At 52.0% G+C, this 16,275-nt stretch carries 17 protein-coding genes, 1 tRNA gene and 1 other RNA gene; 14 read left to right on the top strand and 5 right to left on the bottom strand.

The window, feature by feature from the left end; all coding sequences use genetic code 11:
* The first annotated feature begins 55 nt into the window (after positions 1-55).
* The 6 genes from DI579_RS05890 to ssrA all read left to right on the top strand — a co-directional run bounded on the left by DI579_RS05890 (position 56) and on the right by ssrA (position 4,250).
* Complete coding sequence (locus DI579_RS05890) at positions 56-994, top strand: mechanosensitive ion channel family protein (RefSeq protein ID WP_290598782.1); 939 nt, start codon at positions 56-58, stop codon at positions 992-994.
* Positions 994-1,491 (top strand): hypothetical protein, encoded by a 498-nt coding sequence (locus DI579_RS05895; RefSeq protein ID WP_303678921.1) that lies wholly within the window; start codon positions 994-996, stop codon positions 1,489-1,491. The genes DI579_RS05890 and DI579_RS05895 overlap by 1 nt, the downstream gene beginning before the upstream one ends.
* A 90-nt stretch (positions 1,492-1,581) precedes the next feature.
* A complete protein-coding gene (locus DI579_RS05900) occupies positions 1,582-2,268 on the top strand; it encodes a cell division ATP-binding protein FtsE (RefSeq protein WP_290598780.1) in 687 nt (228 codons plus the stop codon).
* 11 nt (positions 2,269-2,279) lie between these two features.
* A complete protein-coding gene (locus DI579_RS05905; RefSeq protein ID WP_303678922.1) occupies positions 2,280-3,227 on the top strand; it encodes a permease-like cell division protein FtsX in 948 nt (315 codons plus the stop codon).
* A gap of 34 nt (positions 3,228-3,261) precedes the next feature.
* On the top strand, positions 3,262-3,786 hold the full coding sequence (gene smpB / locus DI579_RS05910) for an SsrA-binding protein SmpB (protein ID WP_290598778.1): 525 nt from the start codon (positions 3,262-3,264) through the stop codon (positions 3,784-3,786).
* A gap of 91 nt (positions 3,787-3,877) precedes the next feature.
* Positions 3,878-4,250: a transfer-messenger RNA gene (gene ssrA, locus DI579_RS05915) on the top strand.
* 87 nt (positions 4,251-4,337) lie between these two features.
* Here the strand turns inward: ssrA and DI579_RS07210 are convergent.
* The 3 genes from DI579_RS07210 to nrdI form a co-directional block, all read right to left on the bottom strand.
* Entirely contained in the window at positions 4,338-5,144 is an 807-nt protein-coding gene (locus DI579_RS07210; protein WP_369680257.1) for a trypsin-like serine protease, read from the bottom strand.
* Between the two features lie 183 nt (positions 5,145-5,327).
* Positions 5,328-6,338 (bottom strand): class 1b ribonucleoside-diphosphate reductase subunit beta, encoded by a 1,011-nt coding sequence (gene nrdF / locus DI579_RS05925; protein WP_290598777.1) that lies wholly within the window; start codon positions 6,336-6,338, stop codon positions 5,328-5,330.
* Positions 6,339-6,395: 57 nt separating this feature from the next.
* Positions 6,396-6,818, bottom strand: coding sequence for a class Ib ribonucleoside-diphosphate reductase assembly flavoprotein NrdI (gene nrdI / locus DI579_RS05930; RefSeq protein ID WP_303678923.1), 423 nt, complete (start codon positions 6,816-6,818; stop codon positions 6,396-6,398).
* A gap of 247 nt (positions 6,819-7,065) precedes the next feature.
* Here nrdI and DI579_RS05935 point away from each other — a divergent pair, with 247 nt between their 5' ends.
* From DI579_RS05935 to DI579_RS05950, 4 genes are all read left to right on the top strand, one after another.
* Positions 7,066-7,749 carry a hypothetical protein gene (locus DI579_RS05935; protein WP_290598776.1) on the top strand — a complete coding sequence of 228 codons (684 nt, stop codon included), beginning with the start codon at positions 7,066-7,068 and terminating at the stop codon, positions 7,747-7,749.
* Positions 7,750-7,811: 62 nt separating this feature from the next.
* Positions 7,812-8,366, top strand: a complete 555-nt coding sequence (locus DI579_RS05940) for a MauE/DoxX family redox-associated membrane protein (RefSeq protein WP_290598775.1) — start codon at positions 7,812-7,814, stop codon at positions 8,364-8,366.
* Between the two features lie 43 nt (positions 8,367-8,409).
* Positions 8,410-9,186: a thioredoxin domain-containing protein gene (locus tag DI579_RS05945; protein WP_290598774.1), complete on the top strand. Its 777-nt coding sequence runs from the start codon at positions 8,410-8,412 to the stop codon at positions 9,184-9,186.
* 193 nt (positions 9,187-9,379) lie between these two features.
* Positions 9,380-9,452, top strand: a tRNA-Ala gene (locus DI579_RS05950).
* 125 nt (positions 9,453-9,577) lie between these two features.
* Here the strand turns inward: DI579_RS05950 and DI579_RS05955 are convergent.
* Together DI579_RS05955 and nadE are read right to left on the bottom strand one after the other, a co-directional pair.
* Entirely contained in the window at positions 9,578-10,417 is an 840-nt protein-coding gene (locus DI579_RS05955) for a trypsin-like serine protease (protein WP_290598773.1), read from the bottom strand.
* A 138-nt stretch (positions 10,418-10,555) separates the two neighbouring features.
* The gene (nadE, locus tag DI579_RS05960) at positions 10,556-11,389 is read right to left on the bottom strand and encodes an ammonia-dependent NAD(+) synthetase (protein ID WP_290598772.1); all 834 of its coding nucleotides are present in this window, start codon (positions 11,387-11,389) and stop codon (positions 10,556-10,558) included.
* A 133-nt stretch (positions 11,390-11,522) separates the two neighbouring features.
* Here nadE and DI579_RS05965 point away from each other — a divergent pair, with 133 nt between their 5' ends.
* The 4 genes from DI579_RS05965 (at position 11,523) to nrdE (ending at position 16,257) form a co-directional block, all read left to right on the top strand.
* Complete coding sequence (locus DI579_RS05965; RefSeq protein ID WP_290598771.1) at positions 11,523-12,950, top strand: sugar porter family MFS transporter; 1,428 nt, start codon at positions 11,523-11,525, stop codon at positions 12,948-12,950.
* A gap of 146 nt (positions 12,951-13,096) precedes the next feature.
* Entirely contained in the window at positions 13,097-13,219 is a 123-nt protein-coding gene (gene ykgO, locus DI579_RS05970) for a type B 50S ribosomal protein L36 (RefSeq protein ID WP_290598769.1), read from the top strand.
* A 321-nt stretch (positions 13,220-13,540) separates the two neighbouring features.
* Positions 13,541-13,774: a glutaredoxin-like protein NrdH gene (gene nrdH, locus DI579_RS05975; RefSeq protein WP_290598768.1), complete on the top strand. Its 234-nt coding sequence runs from the start codon at positions 13,541-13,543 to the stop codon at positions 13,772-13,774.
* 335 nt (positions 13,775-14,109) lie between these two features.
* The gene (nrdE, locus tag DI579_RS05980; protein ID WP_290598767.1) at positions 14,110-16,257 is read left to right on the top strand and encodes a class 1b ribonucleoside-diphosphate reductase subunit alpha; all 2,148 of its coding nucleotides are present in this window, start codon (positions 14,110-14,112) and stop codon (positions 16,255-16,257) included.
* Positions 16,258-16,275: the final 18 nt, after the last annotated feature.

Here is a 16,275-nt window from a genome sequence, read left to right on the forward strand (position 1 = left end):
TAACTCGTTAAGCTGTTAGCTGCCCCGAATATATCGTGTGGGAAGAGAGATTATTATGTCTAAGTCTTGGTGGGTTTCTGTTGTCACCTGGCTTGGTACCCAGGGGCTGCAAATCCTCCTCATCATTATTGGGTCCATTCTGCTGGCTCGTCTGGCCGGGTTCGTTAGTCACCGTGTAACACGCAGTATTGCGCGGGGAGAAAAAGACCGCGACAGTCTCGTCCAGTCAGAAACCGCGAAGCACCGTTATGCGGTGGCACAAGTTATTACCTATGTGGTGGTGGCTCTTATTGTCGTCGTTGCGGCAGTAGGGGTTGTTGACCGTCTAGGGGTGTCGCTGACCTCCCTTGTGGCACCCGCTACCGTGCTTGGTGCTGCCCTCGGTTTCGGTGCGCAGCGTGTTGTCCAAGATTTTCTTGCCGGATTTTTTGTGGTGACGGAACGCCATTATGGGTACGGCGACGTAGTGACCATTTGGATTTCCGGGTGTATTGAACCGGCAGAAGGCACAGTAGAAGACGTCACCTTACGCATTACCCGAGTGCGCACCGCAGATGGTGAAGTTGTCACCGTCCCCAATGGGCAGATCATTAAAACAATTAACCGTTCTAAAGACTGGGCGCGTGCAGTTGTTGACGTACCAGTGCGGAATCAGTTTATTTCTGAGGCTACGCAACAATTGCATGACCTCTGCGACGACATTATTAAAGAGCAGCATTTCCGGGATCTTCTACTTGATAAACCCACTGTTATTGGGGTGGAAGAAATTGGTTCGGAAGAAACGGTATTGCGTATTGTGGCCCGTTCTCTTCCCGGTAAACAGTTTGAAGTATCCCGCGAATTGCGGGCACGAGTAGCCCGTAGACTCGCTGATCTGGGAGTGGACTCCACCAAAGTTCACGCAGTGGACTCCATAGGAGATACCGGCACTAGTGTTTCCGAAAACAGTGAGGACGCTACTGCTTCTGCGGGTGTTGGAGAGGAGGATGACTAATGGAGGAGAAAGGAACTGCAGAAACAACAGCAACGGAAACAGTAAAACACCTGCCGACAAAAGATGAGCACGCGTTCGGTACACATCTTAAAGAAGAACATAGCCGTGAGCATCGCGGAAAAACCACGTCAACTATCATCCTCACAGTTGTTTTTATTGCGCTACTAGCAACATATATTTATCTCCACGGATCAGACCGTTTCGACGTTTTTCAGCCAAAACCAACAAGCAGTACCGTACAGCCCGTTCCCATCATTCCCTGGGAAGATTACAAGAAGCAGCATCCGCAGCAATCGTCAACGCCGCAGCCATCGGTCACATCGCCGCAACCGAGTGATAGTTCCACACCATCAAAGACACCCGCTGAGCCTTCACCAGGGGAGAGTACGGGTGAGAATGGGGCAGAGACTCGGCAGCTGTTCCCGCCGGTACACGCACCGGATAATAACGAGCCATCGGCGCCGCCGTCATCCCCAGACTCTGCTGCACGGCCATAGGCTCTGCCACACGGCCATAGTGTCAGTTTTCCCTTATCTTATGAGTTTGGTGGCACTAACCCCTACAAACCTTTTAGAGTGATAACCGTGATGATCGACGTTCAGAATGTATCAGTTGAATACCGAGGCGCCACCCGCCCCGCGCTCGACAGTGTCAGTTTTCAAGTAGATAAAGGCGAATTCGCTTTTATTATCGGGCCATCTGGTTCAGGTAAATCTACTGTGCTATCTGCACTCCTCGCAGACCAGAAGATCCGTTCAGGCACCATCACGGTTGCCGGCCAGCGAGTAGATAAACTCCGCGGCGGGGCAATCTCGCGTTACCGTCGAAACATTGGGTGCGTATTCCAGGATTATCGCCTGCTGGAACGCATGACAGTGGAAGAGAATGTTGCTTTCGCACTACGTGTTATTGGTAAACGGGATCGCTTTATTAAGGATGCCGTGCCCGAGGCCCTCGATATGGTGGGTCTAGCAGGTAAAGGACGTCGATTCCCCAACGAACTTTCCGGTGGTGAACAACAGCGGGTTGCTATTGCGCGCGCATTCGTTAACCATCCACTCGTTCTGCTGGCCGATGAGCCCACAGGTAATCTAGACCGTGCAACTAGTGACGAGATTGTCTCTTTGCTGCAGAAGATTAACCGCACTGGGACAACTATTCTCATGGCCACGCACGACGATCGTATTGTTGACGAACTGCGTCAACACGTTATTGAGATGCGTCACGGCAAAGTTGTTCGTGATGAAATGTCCGGCGTCTATGGGCGCGTGTAAGGAGCCTACCAATGAATGCAAAGTTTCTTTTCGGTGAGGCTTTCCGAGGGCTACGACGTAATCTCACCATTACATTCGCCATGATCGTCACAGCCTCCATCTCCCTCGTAATGCTGGGTGTGGGCATTCTGATTGCGGGAATGGCCGATAATTCTAAACAAGAATGGGTTGATCGTACTGAAATCTCCATTTTTGTTGAGTCAACAGTTGCTGTGAAAGACGCTGACTGCTCCAAGAGTGGGTGTGGTGACCTCCGCAGCGCCCTTCTTGACACAAAGGGAGTGAAGTCAGTCCGCTACCGTAACCAGCAACAATCACTTGATGTTGGTAAAAAAACCGCCCGCGCCGACACTGCTGAACTATTCGATCGGGCGCAGGTTGACGCTATGCCCGGTACACTATTAGTGAAGCTAGACGGCGAAAACACGGATACTACTCCGGTAGAGACAACTGTGGCTCGTTTCCCAGATGTGGCTCAACCTGCAGTGCAGGCGCATAGTGGACAGCCGGCAATCTATATTTCAGATTCCCGAGAGCTCATTAATCGTCTTTTCAGTTTCCTCGATCTCACCCGGAATGGTGCATACGCACTTGCCGGCTTCCTTGGTCTAGGCGCTATTGCCCTTATTGCCAATATGGTGCAGATGGCCGCCTTCACCCGCCGTAAAACTACACAAATTATGCGCCTTGTCGGTGCCAGTAGAACTACTGTTACAGCTCCCTTCACACTAGAAGTTGTCATGAGCTCCTTCATTGGCTCCCTGGTAGCTATCGCTGGCTTATTCGCCGTGCATGCCTGGATACTGACACCACTTTTAAAGAACGTGTGGGAAGGCAGGGCGATAGCGCAGATAACTGCCGCAGATGTGGGGCTTGTGTCCCCCATCCTTATCCTTGTTGCAGTTATTGGTGCCGCACTGACATCAGTAGTGGTACTACCTATTTACGTGCGGCGATAAGTGCGGTAATAGGGTAGTGAAGTAGTGGTATTAGATGGGTAAAAAGTCGAAAAAGGCCCAGCAGAAAAAAGCTGCTGAATTGGCGAAAAATGGTGGCAATTTTACTGTTGCCACTAACCGCTCTGCCCGCCATAACTACAACATTCTGGACACCTATGAAGTTGGCATTATGTTGGTGGGCACCGAGGTCAAAAGTCTACGGGAAGGCAAAGCCTCCCTGGTGGACGCCTGGGCATCCATTGATGACGGGGAACTGTGGCTCCGCGGCCTCCATATTCCCGAATACTCGTACGGAACCTGGACGAACCATTCCCCGCGCCGCACCCGCAAACTGCTTGCCCACCGCCGCGAAATTGACTACCTACAAGGTAAGATCCGCGATGGCCACCTTACTTTAGTGCCGCTAAAACTGTACTTTAAAGATGGTCTATGCAAAGTGGAATTAGGCCTTGCAGAAGGTAAGAAAGCGCACGATAAGCGGCAGGATCTGGCACGCCGCCAGGCTGAGCGCGATGTTATCCGGGAACTTGGCCGGCGTGTGAAAGGCATGCCCGGATAAAAATATTCTGCAGCCTATTGACCATACCTTCACTATTGGATATCCTGAAATATCGCCTGATTTTCAGGTGATAAGCCTTTTGGTTTTCTGAGGGGCTGAACGGTTTCGACTACGTATGTTGCGTCAGGAGAAGCGTGCCGGTGCAGGCTAGAGACCACCGTAAGCGTCGTAGCACCTTATTAAGCGCCGAAAATACTCAGCGCGACTACGCTCTCGCTGCTTAATAGCGACAGCTAGTCTGTGGGCCCGGAAGTGTCTCCGATCCGGTGTTTTCCCACATCATCAAGGGGGCTTACTGCTAACTGCGGCTACGGCAGGTGGCAGGACATCACACAGTAGCTGGGTTCGCCTTCCGGGCTTGTGAGCGTGCTCCGGAGAACCAAGTAAGGGCGTAGTTCACTGCGCACGGAGAAGTCCTGGCAAAGCTGCGGAGGACCCGGGTTCAATTCCCGGCAGCTCCACAATTTGCAAATCCCCTAGTCAGCAACGACCAGGGGATTTCTTTATGTCGTCTTTATTTGTGCTGGTAGTAGCTCTAATAGGTGTGGCGGCTAGGAGGCGTAAATCGTTAAGCCCCAGCGTTGTATGGCTGGCTCAATAGACTGCGCACTTACACGTGTAGAGTCGTCCGGTTGCAGATAAGAAATAATGCCTGTGGCATAAATATTATCGTCGACCAGGCCGTAGACGGGGCCGCCGGAGTCTCCATGGTCAACATAGCCGCGGAATTGGATAATTCCACTTTGCGTGTAGTTCAGGTATGCGCCGCAGGATTGGCCTGTGCGGAATCCTAGATGGCACACGCGTGGGCGTTGATCGTTAAGTTCATCAAGGGATAACCAGCCGTGTAGCTTTTGCGTGAATGGCATTGCCGCAGTGACGTAGTTTGTATTGTAGAGCTCGATGAGACCATAATCGGCTCCGCCTGTTTGGATGTATGTGGACTCTACCATCTCGCCGATGGTTGTCTGGTTTCCTTGAGAGTCGCTGACTGCGAAGCGGTTTCCGACGTGACCGCAGTGTCCGGCGGTGAGAATAAAGCGTCGCTGTTCGCGCCCTACAATCCAGCCAGTGGAGCATGCTGTGCTTTGATCAATGTTTATTATTTGTCCACCGGGAATGACTTTGCCTGGGTAATTAAGCCAGGCCCATTCCTCACTACTGTGATAGATAGGGGAATCTGAACTCCCATCTGGTGAAAATGTTTGGTCGTCGTCAGTATCGTCGTCCGTGAAGGGTGTGGAGTGGGAATGGTGAATATCTTCCTGCTCTTCATCATCGTCGGAGCTGGATGTGTATGGGGATAGAGCACTGTAAGCACTGTAAAGTCCGCAGCCGCTGAGGGGGGAGGAGAACAGCGATAATTGCGAACATTATTAGTGCGCATCTGTGCCATGGTGGGATGGGAGTTTTTTGCATAGCGAAAACTTAATTTATCATATTTCTTTCTTATTAACCGTAGCTGCTTTGTGGGGCCTTTTGAAAAATCTTGGCAAAATCTTGGCACGAGTATGGCACTGTGTAGAGTGGTGGGGATACGGTCAGAAGTCCCAGTCATCGTCTTCGGTTTCTTCGGTGGTTCCCATAACGTAGGAGGAGCCGGAGCCGGAGAAGAAGTCGTGGTTTTCGTCTGCGTTGGGGCTGAGTGACGCCAGAATGATGGGGTCTACTTTTGTGTCGGTGGCGGGGAATATTCCGTCGTAGCCAAGGTTGTTGAGGGCTTTGTTGGCGTTGTAGCGGAGGAATTTTTTCACGTCGTCGGTCCAGCCGATGTCATCGTAGAGGGCTTCGGTGTACTCGATTTCGTTGTGGTAGAGGTCGTTGAGGAGGTCGTAGGTGTGTTCCTCGAGCTCCTTCTTTTCGGCTTGTGACAGTTGGTCTTGGCTGCGCTGGTATTTGTAGCCGATGTAGTATCCGTGGACTGCTTCGTCGCGGATAATCAGCCGAATGACGTCGGCGGTGTTGGTGAGTTTGGAGTGGGCGGACCAGCGCATGGGTAGGTAGAAGCCGGAGTAGAAGAGGAATGATTCTAGGAGCGTTGAGGCGATCTTTTTTCGGAAGGGGTCTTTTCCTTCATAGAAGTCGAGAATGATGGTGGCTTTTTTCTGTAGGTGAGTGTTGTTTTCTGACCATTGGAATGCCTCGTTGATCTGGCTGGTGGAGGTGAGTGTCATGAAGATGGAACTGTAGCTTTTAGCATGTACGGATTCCATGAAAGCAATGTTGGTGTACACGGCTTCTTCGTGTGGGGTGAGGGCGTCGGGGATGAGGGATACTGCGCCTACTGTGCCTTGAATGGTGTCGAGCATGGTGAGCCCGGTGAAAACCCGCATGGTGGTGCGTTTTTCCATGTCGTTGAGGGTTTGCCAGCTGGGGATATCGTTCGAGAGCGGGACTTTTTCGGGGAGCCAGAAGTTTCCGGTGAGGCGATCCCACACTTCTTGGTCTTTGTCGTCGATGAGGTGGTCCCAGTTGATGGCAGCGATGGGGCAAGCAGAGTCGCTGGGGCAGTCGTGTCTGTGGGCGGGGGTTGTTGTGTGCTGGGTGTTCATAAGTGTCCTTTCGGGGTGTTGTTGGTGGTGTGGCTGGGGGCAGACAAAACTAGGGAGTTAGATGTTGGGGAGGGAATCAAAAAATTCTATGAGCCCGTTGCGGACGGTGGTGACATCTTCGTCGTTGCCCATGAGTTCAAAACGGTAGAGGTGGGGGACGTGGCATTTATGGGAGATGAGGTCCCCGGCGGTGCCGTAGTCGGCGCCGAAGTTGGTGTTGCCGCCGGAGATAACTCCGCGAATAAGTGCCCGGTTGGCGGGGTCATTAAGGAAGCGAATGACCTGGATGGGGACAGGGCGAGGTTGTCCCCCGTGGATACTTACGCCACCACCGTATGTGGGGCAGATGAGGACGTATGGTTTGGTGACGGTGAGGGGTCCGTCAGTTTTTTTAATGGGAATACGCGCAGATGGTAAGCCTAGTTTGTGAACGAAATGATGAGTGTTTTCGGTGGTGCTGGAGAAATAAACGATGAGCATGGGCTTCCTCCGGCGTAGGTAGAGTACTTCTTTATTTAGGATAGCCTAACTAAATAATGGAGAAATGTCTGGTCCTACGCGACATTGCAAAAGCCCCCACCTGCTCTACAACATTGCAGTAAAAGCTGTTTCATAGGAGGCAGTAGCGGTGTACGTTTAGTAGAAAGTGCCCTATATCAGGGAAGTATCGTTCCTGCAGATCATGGCATTATGTGAATAACTACCACGCAACGTATGGAGATTTTTGATGACGACACCTTCCGACCCGCACAGCACTGACCACAACGCTACCGAGCACAACGCTACTGAGCAGAGCTATCCGAATTATCCAAGCTATCCCCAGCAGGACGTGAATCCGGCTGAAGCGCAGCAGGAGAAGCAAGGGTCGAAGAAGAAGCGTGTTGTGGGATACTCCGTGGGCGCGGTCATCCTGGTTGTCATTATTGTGGTGTGCGCTCTGGTGTTTGGAAAGGGAACAACGTCTGCAAAAACTGCGGATGGTCTTGCGGAGGGACTACAAGCAAATCTGCGCGATGGTACAGGCATTAGTGAGTACCTGTGCGAAGCGCCTGCCCAGCCTCTGAAGTATGGTGCTTTAACCCCCCATCTGGAAGGGGTTATGGCAGATGAGACCGAACAGTCGCAGGAATCAGCAGATTTGCAGCCCTTTATAGATGACATGCTAAAAGCATTGTCGGATAACCCTAATGCCGAGGTAAAAGTCGCGAAGAAGGAAGACTCTAAAGCTATTATTGTCTACAACTTCCATGCCGACGATATTAAGGACAAAATTAGCGATAAGTCCCTTTCTGGAATTCACATGAGCCGTGAAGAAGGAAACCACGCCATTGAAGAGATGACAGCAGATAGGCACACCATCACCTACCATGCTGAGAAACAAGACGATAAATGGTGTGTACAGGATCGTTAGTCTGCTTGTGATTACCGAAGCTAAAAGCGACTAATTGGCTGTTCCTCGCTAGGATAGAACCCGTGACCACTGTAGAAAACGTCGTGAGCGATACCCAATGCTGCTCCGCAGAGGGAACAGAGGGGCAGGATTCTGACGTCCGCCCTTGGGTTACGTGGGTATCTTTCCTCGCCCGTCTTGTGCTCGCTGGGATTTGGATAGTATCTGGTGTCCTCAAAGCCAGTAACATGATGGAGACACGGGTAGCTGTTCGCGCCTACCGGGTTCTACCGGAGGCAGCAGTCGCCAGTGTCGCATTCATGCTTCCGGCATTAGAGATACTGCTCGGTGTGCTCCTTCTCCTAGGCATTAAGAATAAGTGGATGGCAATTGCGTCAGCAGTCGTTTTTACTGTTTTTATTGTCATGATTGCGCAAGCATGGATACGTGGACTACAGATTGATTGTGGATGCTTTGGAGGCGGCGGATACGACCCCCAAGCAGACCATCTCACGTATCTCTCAGAGATCGCCCGCGATCTCGCCTTTATGGTGTTCGCCGTATGGTTGGCATGCTTTCCTCACACACCACTTGCGGTGGAACCTGGAAGCCGTGCCCCGCTCCGCCGTCACCCCTAACATAGCTGTGTGAGTCCGCAGCTGCACTATGAAAGGTTCCTCCGTGGAAAAGAAGAAAAATAAGCGTCGCGCCTCTGCTCCATCCAAGTACGTGCCCTCGACCAAGAAAAACTACGGGTGGCTATGGGGCCTCCTCGTTATTGTGGTCGTTGCCGTCATCATTGGAGTAGGCATCCACATGGGTGTCAAAAGTAAGGACGATTCCGCCGATGGTGCCGATATCACCCTCAAAAATTCAGTAGTGAACGTTTCCGACGACTACATCGAATTCCGCTCCAAGGACGCAAAAAAGGATGCTAAAGTTGTCGAACTATTCGAGGACCCACGCTGCCCACTCTGCTCGGAGCTAGAGAAAACATACGGTAAGCAAATGGCCGACGCCATTGAATCCAATCAGGTTATCCTGCACGTGCATCTGATGGACTTCCTCAACCAGAGCGGTAAAACCCAGTACTCTACCCGCGCCAATGCTGCCCTGGTAACCGCAGCACTAACCGGCGACGCTGAATCCGCCTTCCGCTTCCACTCCATCCTGTGGCACACTGCCCCCGCAGAAGGCCAGGACACCGTAGAGCCCTCCGATGAGGATCTCGCAGACAAAGCAAAGCGGGCCGGCATTAAGGGCGACGCCCTCGACAAGATCAAGTCTGGCCAGTATGACACAATGCGCGCATCAAAGATGGGCAACGATAATATGAAGGACCTCGGTAAGCGCCTTGGTAAGGACTCCGGTACCCCCGCAGTCTTCACTGATGGTAAGCGAATCGATACGCAGAAATCGGACTGGGTCACTTCCCTCTACAGTGAAGAGAAGAAGTAAAGCATAAAACGTTCCCCATAAGGACCCTTTGATAAGTGCCCCGAGAGAGTAATCTCGGGGCACTTATCGTTCATGAGGACGTTACACAGTAGCCTTTTCATATTTTCCCAGAACTCACACTGCAGCTATGACCAGGCGATTTGGTACCGCTGTAAAAAGTGGTGTACTTTAACTAAAGCAGCCGAAAGGCACTGGGGCTATGGCGCAGCTGGTAGCGCACCACACTGGCAGTGTGGGGGTCACGGGTTCGAATCCCGTTAGCTCCACAGAGCAGAAATCCCCTGGTCGTAACTGACCAGGGGTTTTCTTTATTTGTGCTGATGTGCTTTGGTAGGTGCGAGCGCCATAATTCTGCAGGCTGCAATTTTGAGCATTGCAGCTACTGTTGCGGCTAGGCGTGGAGGGTAAGACCCCAGCGTTGCATGACGGTCTGGATGGGTTGTGCAGCAACATCCGTGGCGTTTGTCGGCTGTCCCCAGGAGATAATACCTACCGCATAGGGGGTGCCCTTGATCATTACATAGACGGGATCGCCAGAGTCGCCATGGTCGACGATTCCGCGGAAATGAATGTATCCTAGGTCGTCAACACCTAGATACTGTCCGCATGATTCCCCGGTACGGTAGCCCAAATGGCAAACGGTGCGGGGATGGTTTTGTTTAAGCCATTGAACCCCATACCAGCCAGGTACTTGGTTGTGGCCAGGAAGTCGTGGATCGACGTATTGGAGAGTAGAAAGCTCGATGAGGGCGTAGTCGCCACTGCTGTTGTTGGAGAGGTTTTTCCTTTCCACCATTTGTCCGATAACTGCACTGTTCCCATTGCGGTCTCGGATGGCGAAGCGGTCATACACGCGGCCACAGTGGCCGGCAGTGAGAATAAAATAGCGTTGTTTTTGGGAGACAATCCATCCCGTTGAACACTGTCCACCAGTGTCTATGTTAATAATCTGTCCACCTGGGACCACTTTTTCTGGATAGCTCAGCCAGTCCCAGCGCTCACTATCGTGATAGATAGGAGCGTCCATTGCATAGGGGTTGAAGCTCGAATGCAAAGAGTTAGCAGCGGGAAGATGCGAGTACTGCCGTCCTAGTGTCGGTGCAGCACTTGGTTTACTAGATTCTATTTCTGCCGCATGCGCCAGCGCGAATGGTGAGGCTTGTGAGCTGAGGGGAAGAAGCACTGCGGCGGCAAGAGCGAGGGCAGCCGCATGGTGTTTACGCGAAGCCACGTTAAGGCCTTTCTACTTTTCCTCTATCCTATTGACCGTAACTGTTGGTCGCATTGTGTTGACCGTATTGTGTTGGGATATCAGCGGGCGAGAAAATTACTGTAGTCTCAGTCTAATCGGTTAGTACCCAGTAAAAGACTATGAATTCCACCACGTATCGTAGGGGGCAACAGGGGAGGTTCGCTTGTGCCGGGACCGGAGGAAGTGTGCTTCAATTGTGCCGCACGCCTGCGGGGAGGGTTTTCCGGCTACTCCTTCAAGGTAGTCGTCAATGTCCCGGTAGGTTACTCCCAGCGCGGTTTCGTCAGGTAATGCGGGGCGATCGTCTTCAAGGTCGGCGGTGGGGACTTTTTCCCACGTTGCAGCGGGGGCACCTAGTTCTTGTAACAGTGCGGCGCCTTGTCGTTTTGTGAGCCCGCTAAGAGGGGTGAGATCTGCGCCCCCGTCACCGAATTTTGTGTAGAAACCAGTGACGGCTTCTGCCGCATGGTCAGTGCCCACAACGAGGTAGTGGCGTTGCCCAGCTACGGTGTATTGCGCCACCATGCGTTGGCGGGCTTTCACGTTGCCGCGCACAAAATCGCTAATGTCCTCGCCGCCCAGAGCTGTGGCCGCGGCGGCGACTGCAGCATCGGTAGCGTCTTTAATATTCACGGTGAGGGACACGTCGGGCTGGATGAATCGGAGGGCTAGTTGGGCGTCGTCTTCGTCTGCTTGTATGCCGTAGGGGAGACGCATGGCGATGAATTCAGCATGATAGTTTTCTTGGCGGAGTTCTTCCGCGGCGAGTTGGGTAAGGCGCCCTGCCAGGGTGGAGTCTTGGCCTCCGCTAATGCCTAGCACGTAGCCGTGTGAGCCGGTTGTGCGGGCATAGTTTTTGAGGAAGTCGATGCGTGTGCGAATTTCTTTCGCCGGGTCAATAGTGGGTTGTACGTGGAGTTCTGCGATAATGCGGTCCCGAAGAGTGCTCATGAAGCTAGCTTATCCTTTTCCCCGTACGGCACTGTACTAGGGTGCTGTGCTGTGACACTGTACTGGGGGCGCTGTGCTGTAACACTGTACGGGGTTGTGTGGTGGGAGTGGGTCTGTGCACTACAATGCCATCATGACTACAACTCCCACGAAGGATGCTGCAGTACCGGCGAGCGTCCAGCATAGAACGTCCAGTATTGGCTTGGTATCTGCTATTGCTGCTTTAGGCGGCATTCTTTTTGGCTATGACACCGGTGTCATGTCTGGGGCATTGCTTTTCATTAAGCCTGATTTTGACATGTCTGCCACACAGGAGGGCGTCATCACCTCCATCTTGATGATAGGCGCTGCTCTCGGCGCGCTTTCGGGTGGTCGCCTGGCGGATGCCATTGGCCGTCGGTGGGCTGTATTTTGGGCGGGCATTCTTTTTATTGTGGCGTCTTTGGCGTGTGCTTTTTCGGGGGGTACTTCGGCGGCAGCTGCCACAGTGTGCCTCTCCATTTCTCGTTTCTTCCTTGGTGTGGCGGTTGGTGGGGCATCCATTATTGTCCCCATGTATATTTCTGAGATTGCTCCGCAGGGTGTGCGTGGCCGGTTAGCTACGTTGAATTCGCTCATGATTGTGGTGGGCCAGCTTATTGCCTACGGGGTGAACTCGGCTTTTGCACCATCTGAGAATTGGCGTCTTATGTTGGGGCTGGGGGTAGTACCGGCAGTTGTGCTTGCTATTGGTACGTACTTTTTGCCTGATTCTCCTGTGTATTATCTGCTGCAGGATAGGCCTGATGATGCTGCGGCAGTGTTGCGCCATTTGCGGCGGGGTGATGACGCAGCCCATATTGATGAGGAGCTTGCCTCGTTGGCTGCTGCTGTTGCTGAGAAGAAAAACAAGAAGTCTGAGTGGTCTGCGTTAGGTACTCCGTGGATTAAAACTGTTATGGGTATCGCTATTGTCGTAGCGATGATCCAGCAAGTGACGGGTGTTAACGCCATTGTGTACTATGCCCCCACCATGTTGAAGAATGTTGGGTGGACCAGCCAAAATGCGGTCTTTGGCTCTATTCTTATTGGTGTTGTGTCGGTCATATCCTGCTGGGTTGGCCTGTCCATTGTAGATAAGGTGGGGCGGCGCCCCTTGCTACTGGGTGGTTTAGCGGGCACGGCCGTTTCTCTAGTGGCGCTTACCTTGGTGTATTGGCTTGCTCCCACAGATGAGTTGTGGGCGTCTAGCCTCATGCTTGCGTTAATGGGTGTCTTTATGGTGTTCCAGCAGTCTGCGGTGTCGGTAGCGACGTGGCTGCTGGTATCTGAGCTTATTCCGTCCGCGGTGCGTGGTATTGGCATGGGCATTGCTGGTTTGGCATTGTGGCTTATGAATTTTGTGGTGGCTATGTGCTTCCCGCCGCTTTTGGAAAGTATTGGCGGCGCGTGGACGTTCTTTGTGTTTGCGGTGCTGTGTGTGCTGTCGTTTGTTTTTGTGGACAAGGTAATTCCAGAGACGAAGAATCGGTCGCTTCCGGATATTGAGGAGGAGTTCCGTCTGCGTTATGCGGAGAAGTAGGGTGTATCTGCTGCTTACTTTGGTGTAGTGGGGGAAATCCGGTAAACTCTTTCGAGAGTGTCAGCCAGCATTGTGGTTTTCTCGCGTGCAAATCGGTTGGCAATAGACTTAACTTTATTGTGTTGGCTTAAGAAAGGAGCGTCCGCATGAAGGTCCGTAATTCCCTCCGGTCGCTGAAGAACAAGCCGGGCGCTCAGATTGTGCGCCGTCATGGCAAACTTTATGTCATTAACAAGAAAGACCCTCGCTTCAAAGGTCGTCAGGGTTAATTTGTGAAAGACGAAAAGTAAAGGGCATGGGTGTTTCTCATGTCCTTACTTTTTACCCATTACAGTGTGTGATATATATCACATACTAAAGTGAAAGTTTCTTGCGTCAGAATCACATCTTTGTGAGTTGAACGAACGCAAGATGTGGGTGACAGGCTCCACGCATTTCCCGTTAAATCCCAAAAAATGAGACATCGACATGGGAATTTCACTTTTGTAATTCCTATATCTAGTGGTACTAGCGGAAATTTTGCACAAGTTATAGTGTCTTTTGTGTCAGTCACAGTGATGTGAATCAGTTGTCGCTAGCGAAGGATAACAATGAGCGTCGTCGTCTACACCAAACCCGCATGTATGCAGTGCAAGGCCACTCAGAAGGCTCTCAACAATGCTGGTGTTGAGTTTGAGATCGTAGACATTTCCATCGACGATGAAGCCCGCGAGTATGTCCTCGCCCTGGGCTACCTCCAAGCTCCCGTTGTCGTCACCGAAGAAACCCACTGGAGCGGTTTCCGCCCTGATCTCATCAACAAGTACGCTGTGCAAGCCGCCTAAGGTTAGGAAAAGTACGCACAGAGTGAACAGCCACTAACAGTCCCGAATATCATCACTACAGCACCGCTACACAACGTCGTCATCGCGTATTCAGTATGTCGTTGGCGACGTTGATGTGTGTGTTACACCCTTCTGCTAATACTAAAGAATGGCTAAAGCACCTTATTGAGGTGTTGCACTGAATCGCGTTGTACCGTGCTGGATCATATTGAACTGCATGAACGTTCTGTGTGAAGACTGCATGCTGTACGAAGACTGTACACTGTGTGAATACTGCATTGTAAATATTTATTGTGTTGTGAAGACTGCGTGAGGCAGAGGAGAAAATAGGAATTATGGGCGAAAAGAAGATTCTGACTGACGAGAACGGCCAACCGCTTGACTACCATTCACTGAATGCGATGTTGAACATTTACGACGAAAACGGACAAATCCGTTTTGAGTCCGACCGCGAAGCTGTTCGCCAGTTTTTCCTCCAGCATGTTAATCAGAACACTGTTTTCTTCCACACTCTTCAAGAAAAACTAGAATTCCTTTTGGAGAACGGTTACTACGACGAAAAGGTCATTAACCAGTACTCCTTCGCCTTCATTAAGAGCCTCTTCCAGCAGGCCTACGCGCATCGTTTCCGCTTTAAAACGTTCCTCGGCGCCTACAAGTACTACACCAGCTACACACTGAAAACTTTTGACGGTAGTCGCTACTTAGAACGCTATGAAGACCGCGTCTGCATGGTGGCACTAGCCCTTGCAGAAGGTGACGAGCAAATGGCCCGCTACCTTGTTGACGAAATTATTACCGGCCGTTTCCAACCCGCCACCCCCACCTTCCTCAACGAAGGCAAAAAACAGCGCGGCGAGCCCGTTTCCTGCTTCCTCCTGCGTATCGAGGACAATATGGAATCTATCGGCCGCGCCATCAACTCCTCCCTGCAGCTATCTAAGCGTGGCGGCGGCGTTGCTCTCCTCCTCACTAACCTGCGTGAGCAAGGCGCCCCCATTAAACGCATAGAGAATCAGTCGTCCGGCGTTGTCCCCGTCATGAAACTGCTAGAGGACTCCTTCTCCTACGCTAACCAGCTGGGTGCCCGGCAGGGTGCCGGCGCTGTCTACCTGCACGCTCACCACCCGGATATCATGCGTTTCCTCGACACGAAGCGTGAAAATGCTGACGAGAAAATCCGCATTAAGTCCCTCTCACTAGGCGTTGTCATCCCGGATATCACTTTTGAACTCGCCCGCAATAATGAGGACATGTACCTCTTCAGCCCCTACGATGTGGAGCGCGTCTACGGTAAGGCATTCTCCGACATTAACGTCACCGAGAAATACCGCGAAATGGTCGACGACCACCGCATTAAGAAGTACAAGATTAATGCCCGCAAGTTCTTCCAAACACTAGCCACTATTCAGTTCGAGTCGGGCTACCCCTACATCGTTTTTGAGGACACCGCTAACCGGGCTAACCCCATTGAAGGAAAAATCACCATGTCGAATCTCTGCTCAGAGATTCTGCAAGTGTCCACCCCTTCCACCTATAACGATGACCTCAGCTACTCCCATATTGGCCGCGACATTAGCTGCAACCTGGGCTCCATGAACATTGCCATGGCAATGGATTCCCCCAACTTTGAAAGAACTGTGGAAACCGCCATTCGTGGCCTTACCGCAGTATCTGACCAGACCAACATCCAGTCGGTGCCGTCTGTTGCGCGCGCTAATTCAGAAGGCCACGCAATTGGCCTGGGACAGATGAACCTGCATGGCTACCTTGCTCGTGAACACGTCCACTATGGTTCACCCGAGGCCCTCGACTTCACCAACATCTACTTCTACAGTGTGCTCTTCTACGCTCTGAAGGCATCGCACAAGCTGGCGGTGGAACGCAACACCCGCTTCATTAACTTCGAGAAATCTAAGTACGCCACCGGCGAGTTCTTCGAGAAGTACATAGAAAAAGAATGGGTACCGGTTACCGATAAAGCCAAGGAACTCTTCGCCAAATCCAGCGTCCAGATTCCCACCCAGGAGGACTGGAAGACGCTGCGCGACGACATCATGCGTGACGGCATCTACAACCAGAACCTGCAGGCTATCCCGCCCACGGGATCCATCTCATACATCAATAACTCCACCTCGTCGATCCACCCCATCGTGTCCAAAATTGAGATTCGTAAAGAGGGGAAGATCGGTCGCGTCTACTACCCGGCACCCTTCATGGCGAACGACAACCTGGAGTACTACACCGACGCCTACGAGCTAGGCTACAAACCCATCGTGGACACGTATGCTGTTGCCACTCAGCATGTAGACCAGGGGCTTTCTCTCACACTGTTCTTCCCGGATACAGCCACGACACGCGATATTAACAAAGCCCAGATTTACGCCTACTCCAAAGGCATTAAATCCCTCTACTACATTCGCCTCCGCCAAATGGCACTTGAAGGGACTGAAGTTGAGGGCTGCGTTTCCTGCATGCTCTAAAATGGCTATAGAGAAGAT

The sequence above is a fragment of the Lawsonella clevelandensis genome (assembly GCF_003241315.1).
Lineage (GTDB): Bacteria > Actinomycetota > Actinomycetes > Mycobacteriales > Mycobacteriaceae > Lawsonella > Lawsonella clevelandensis_A.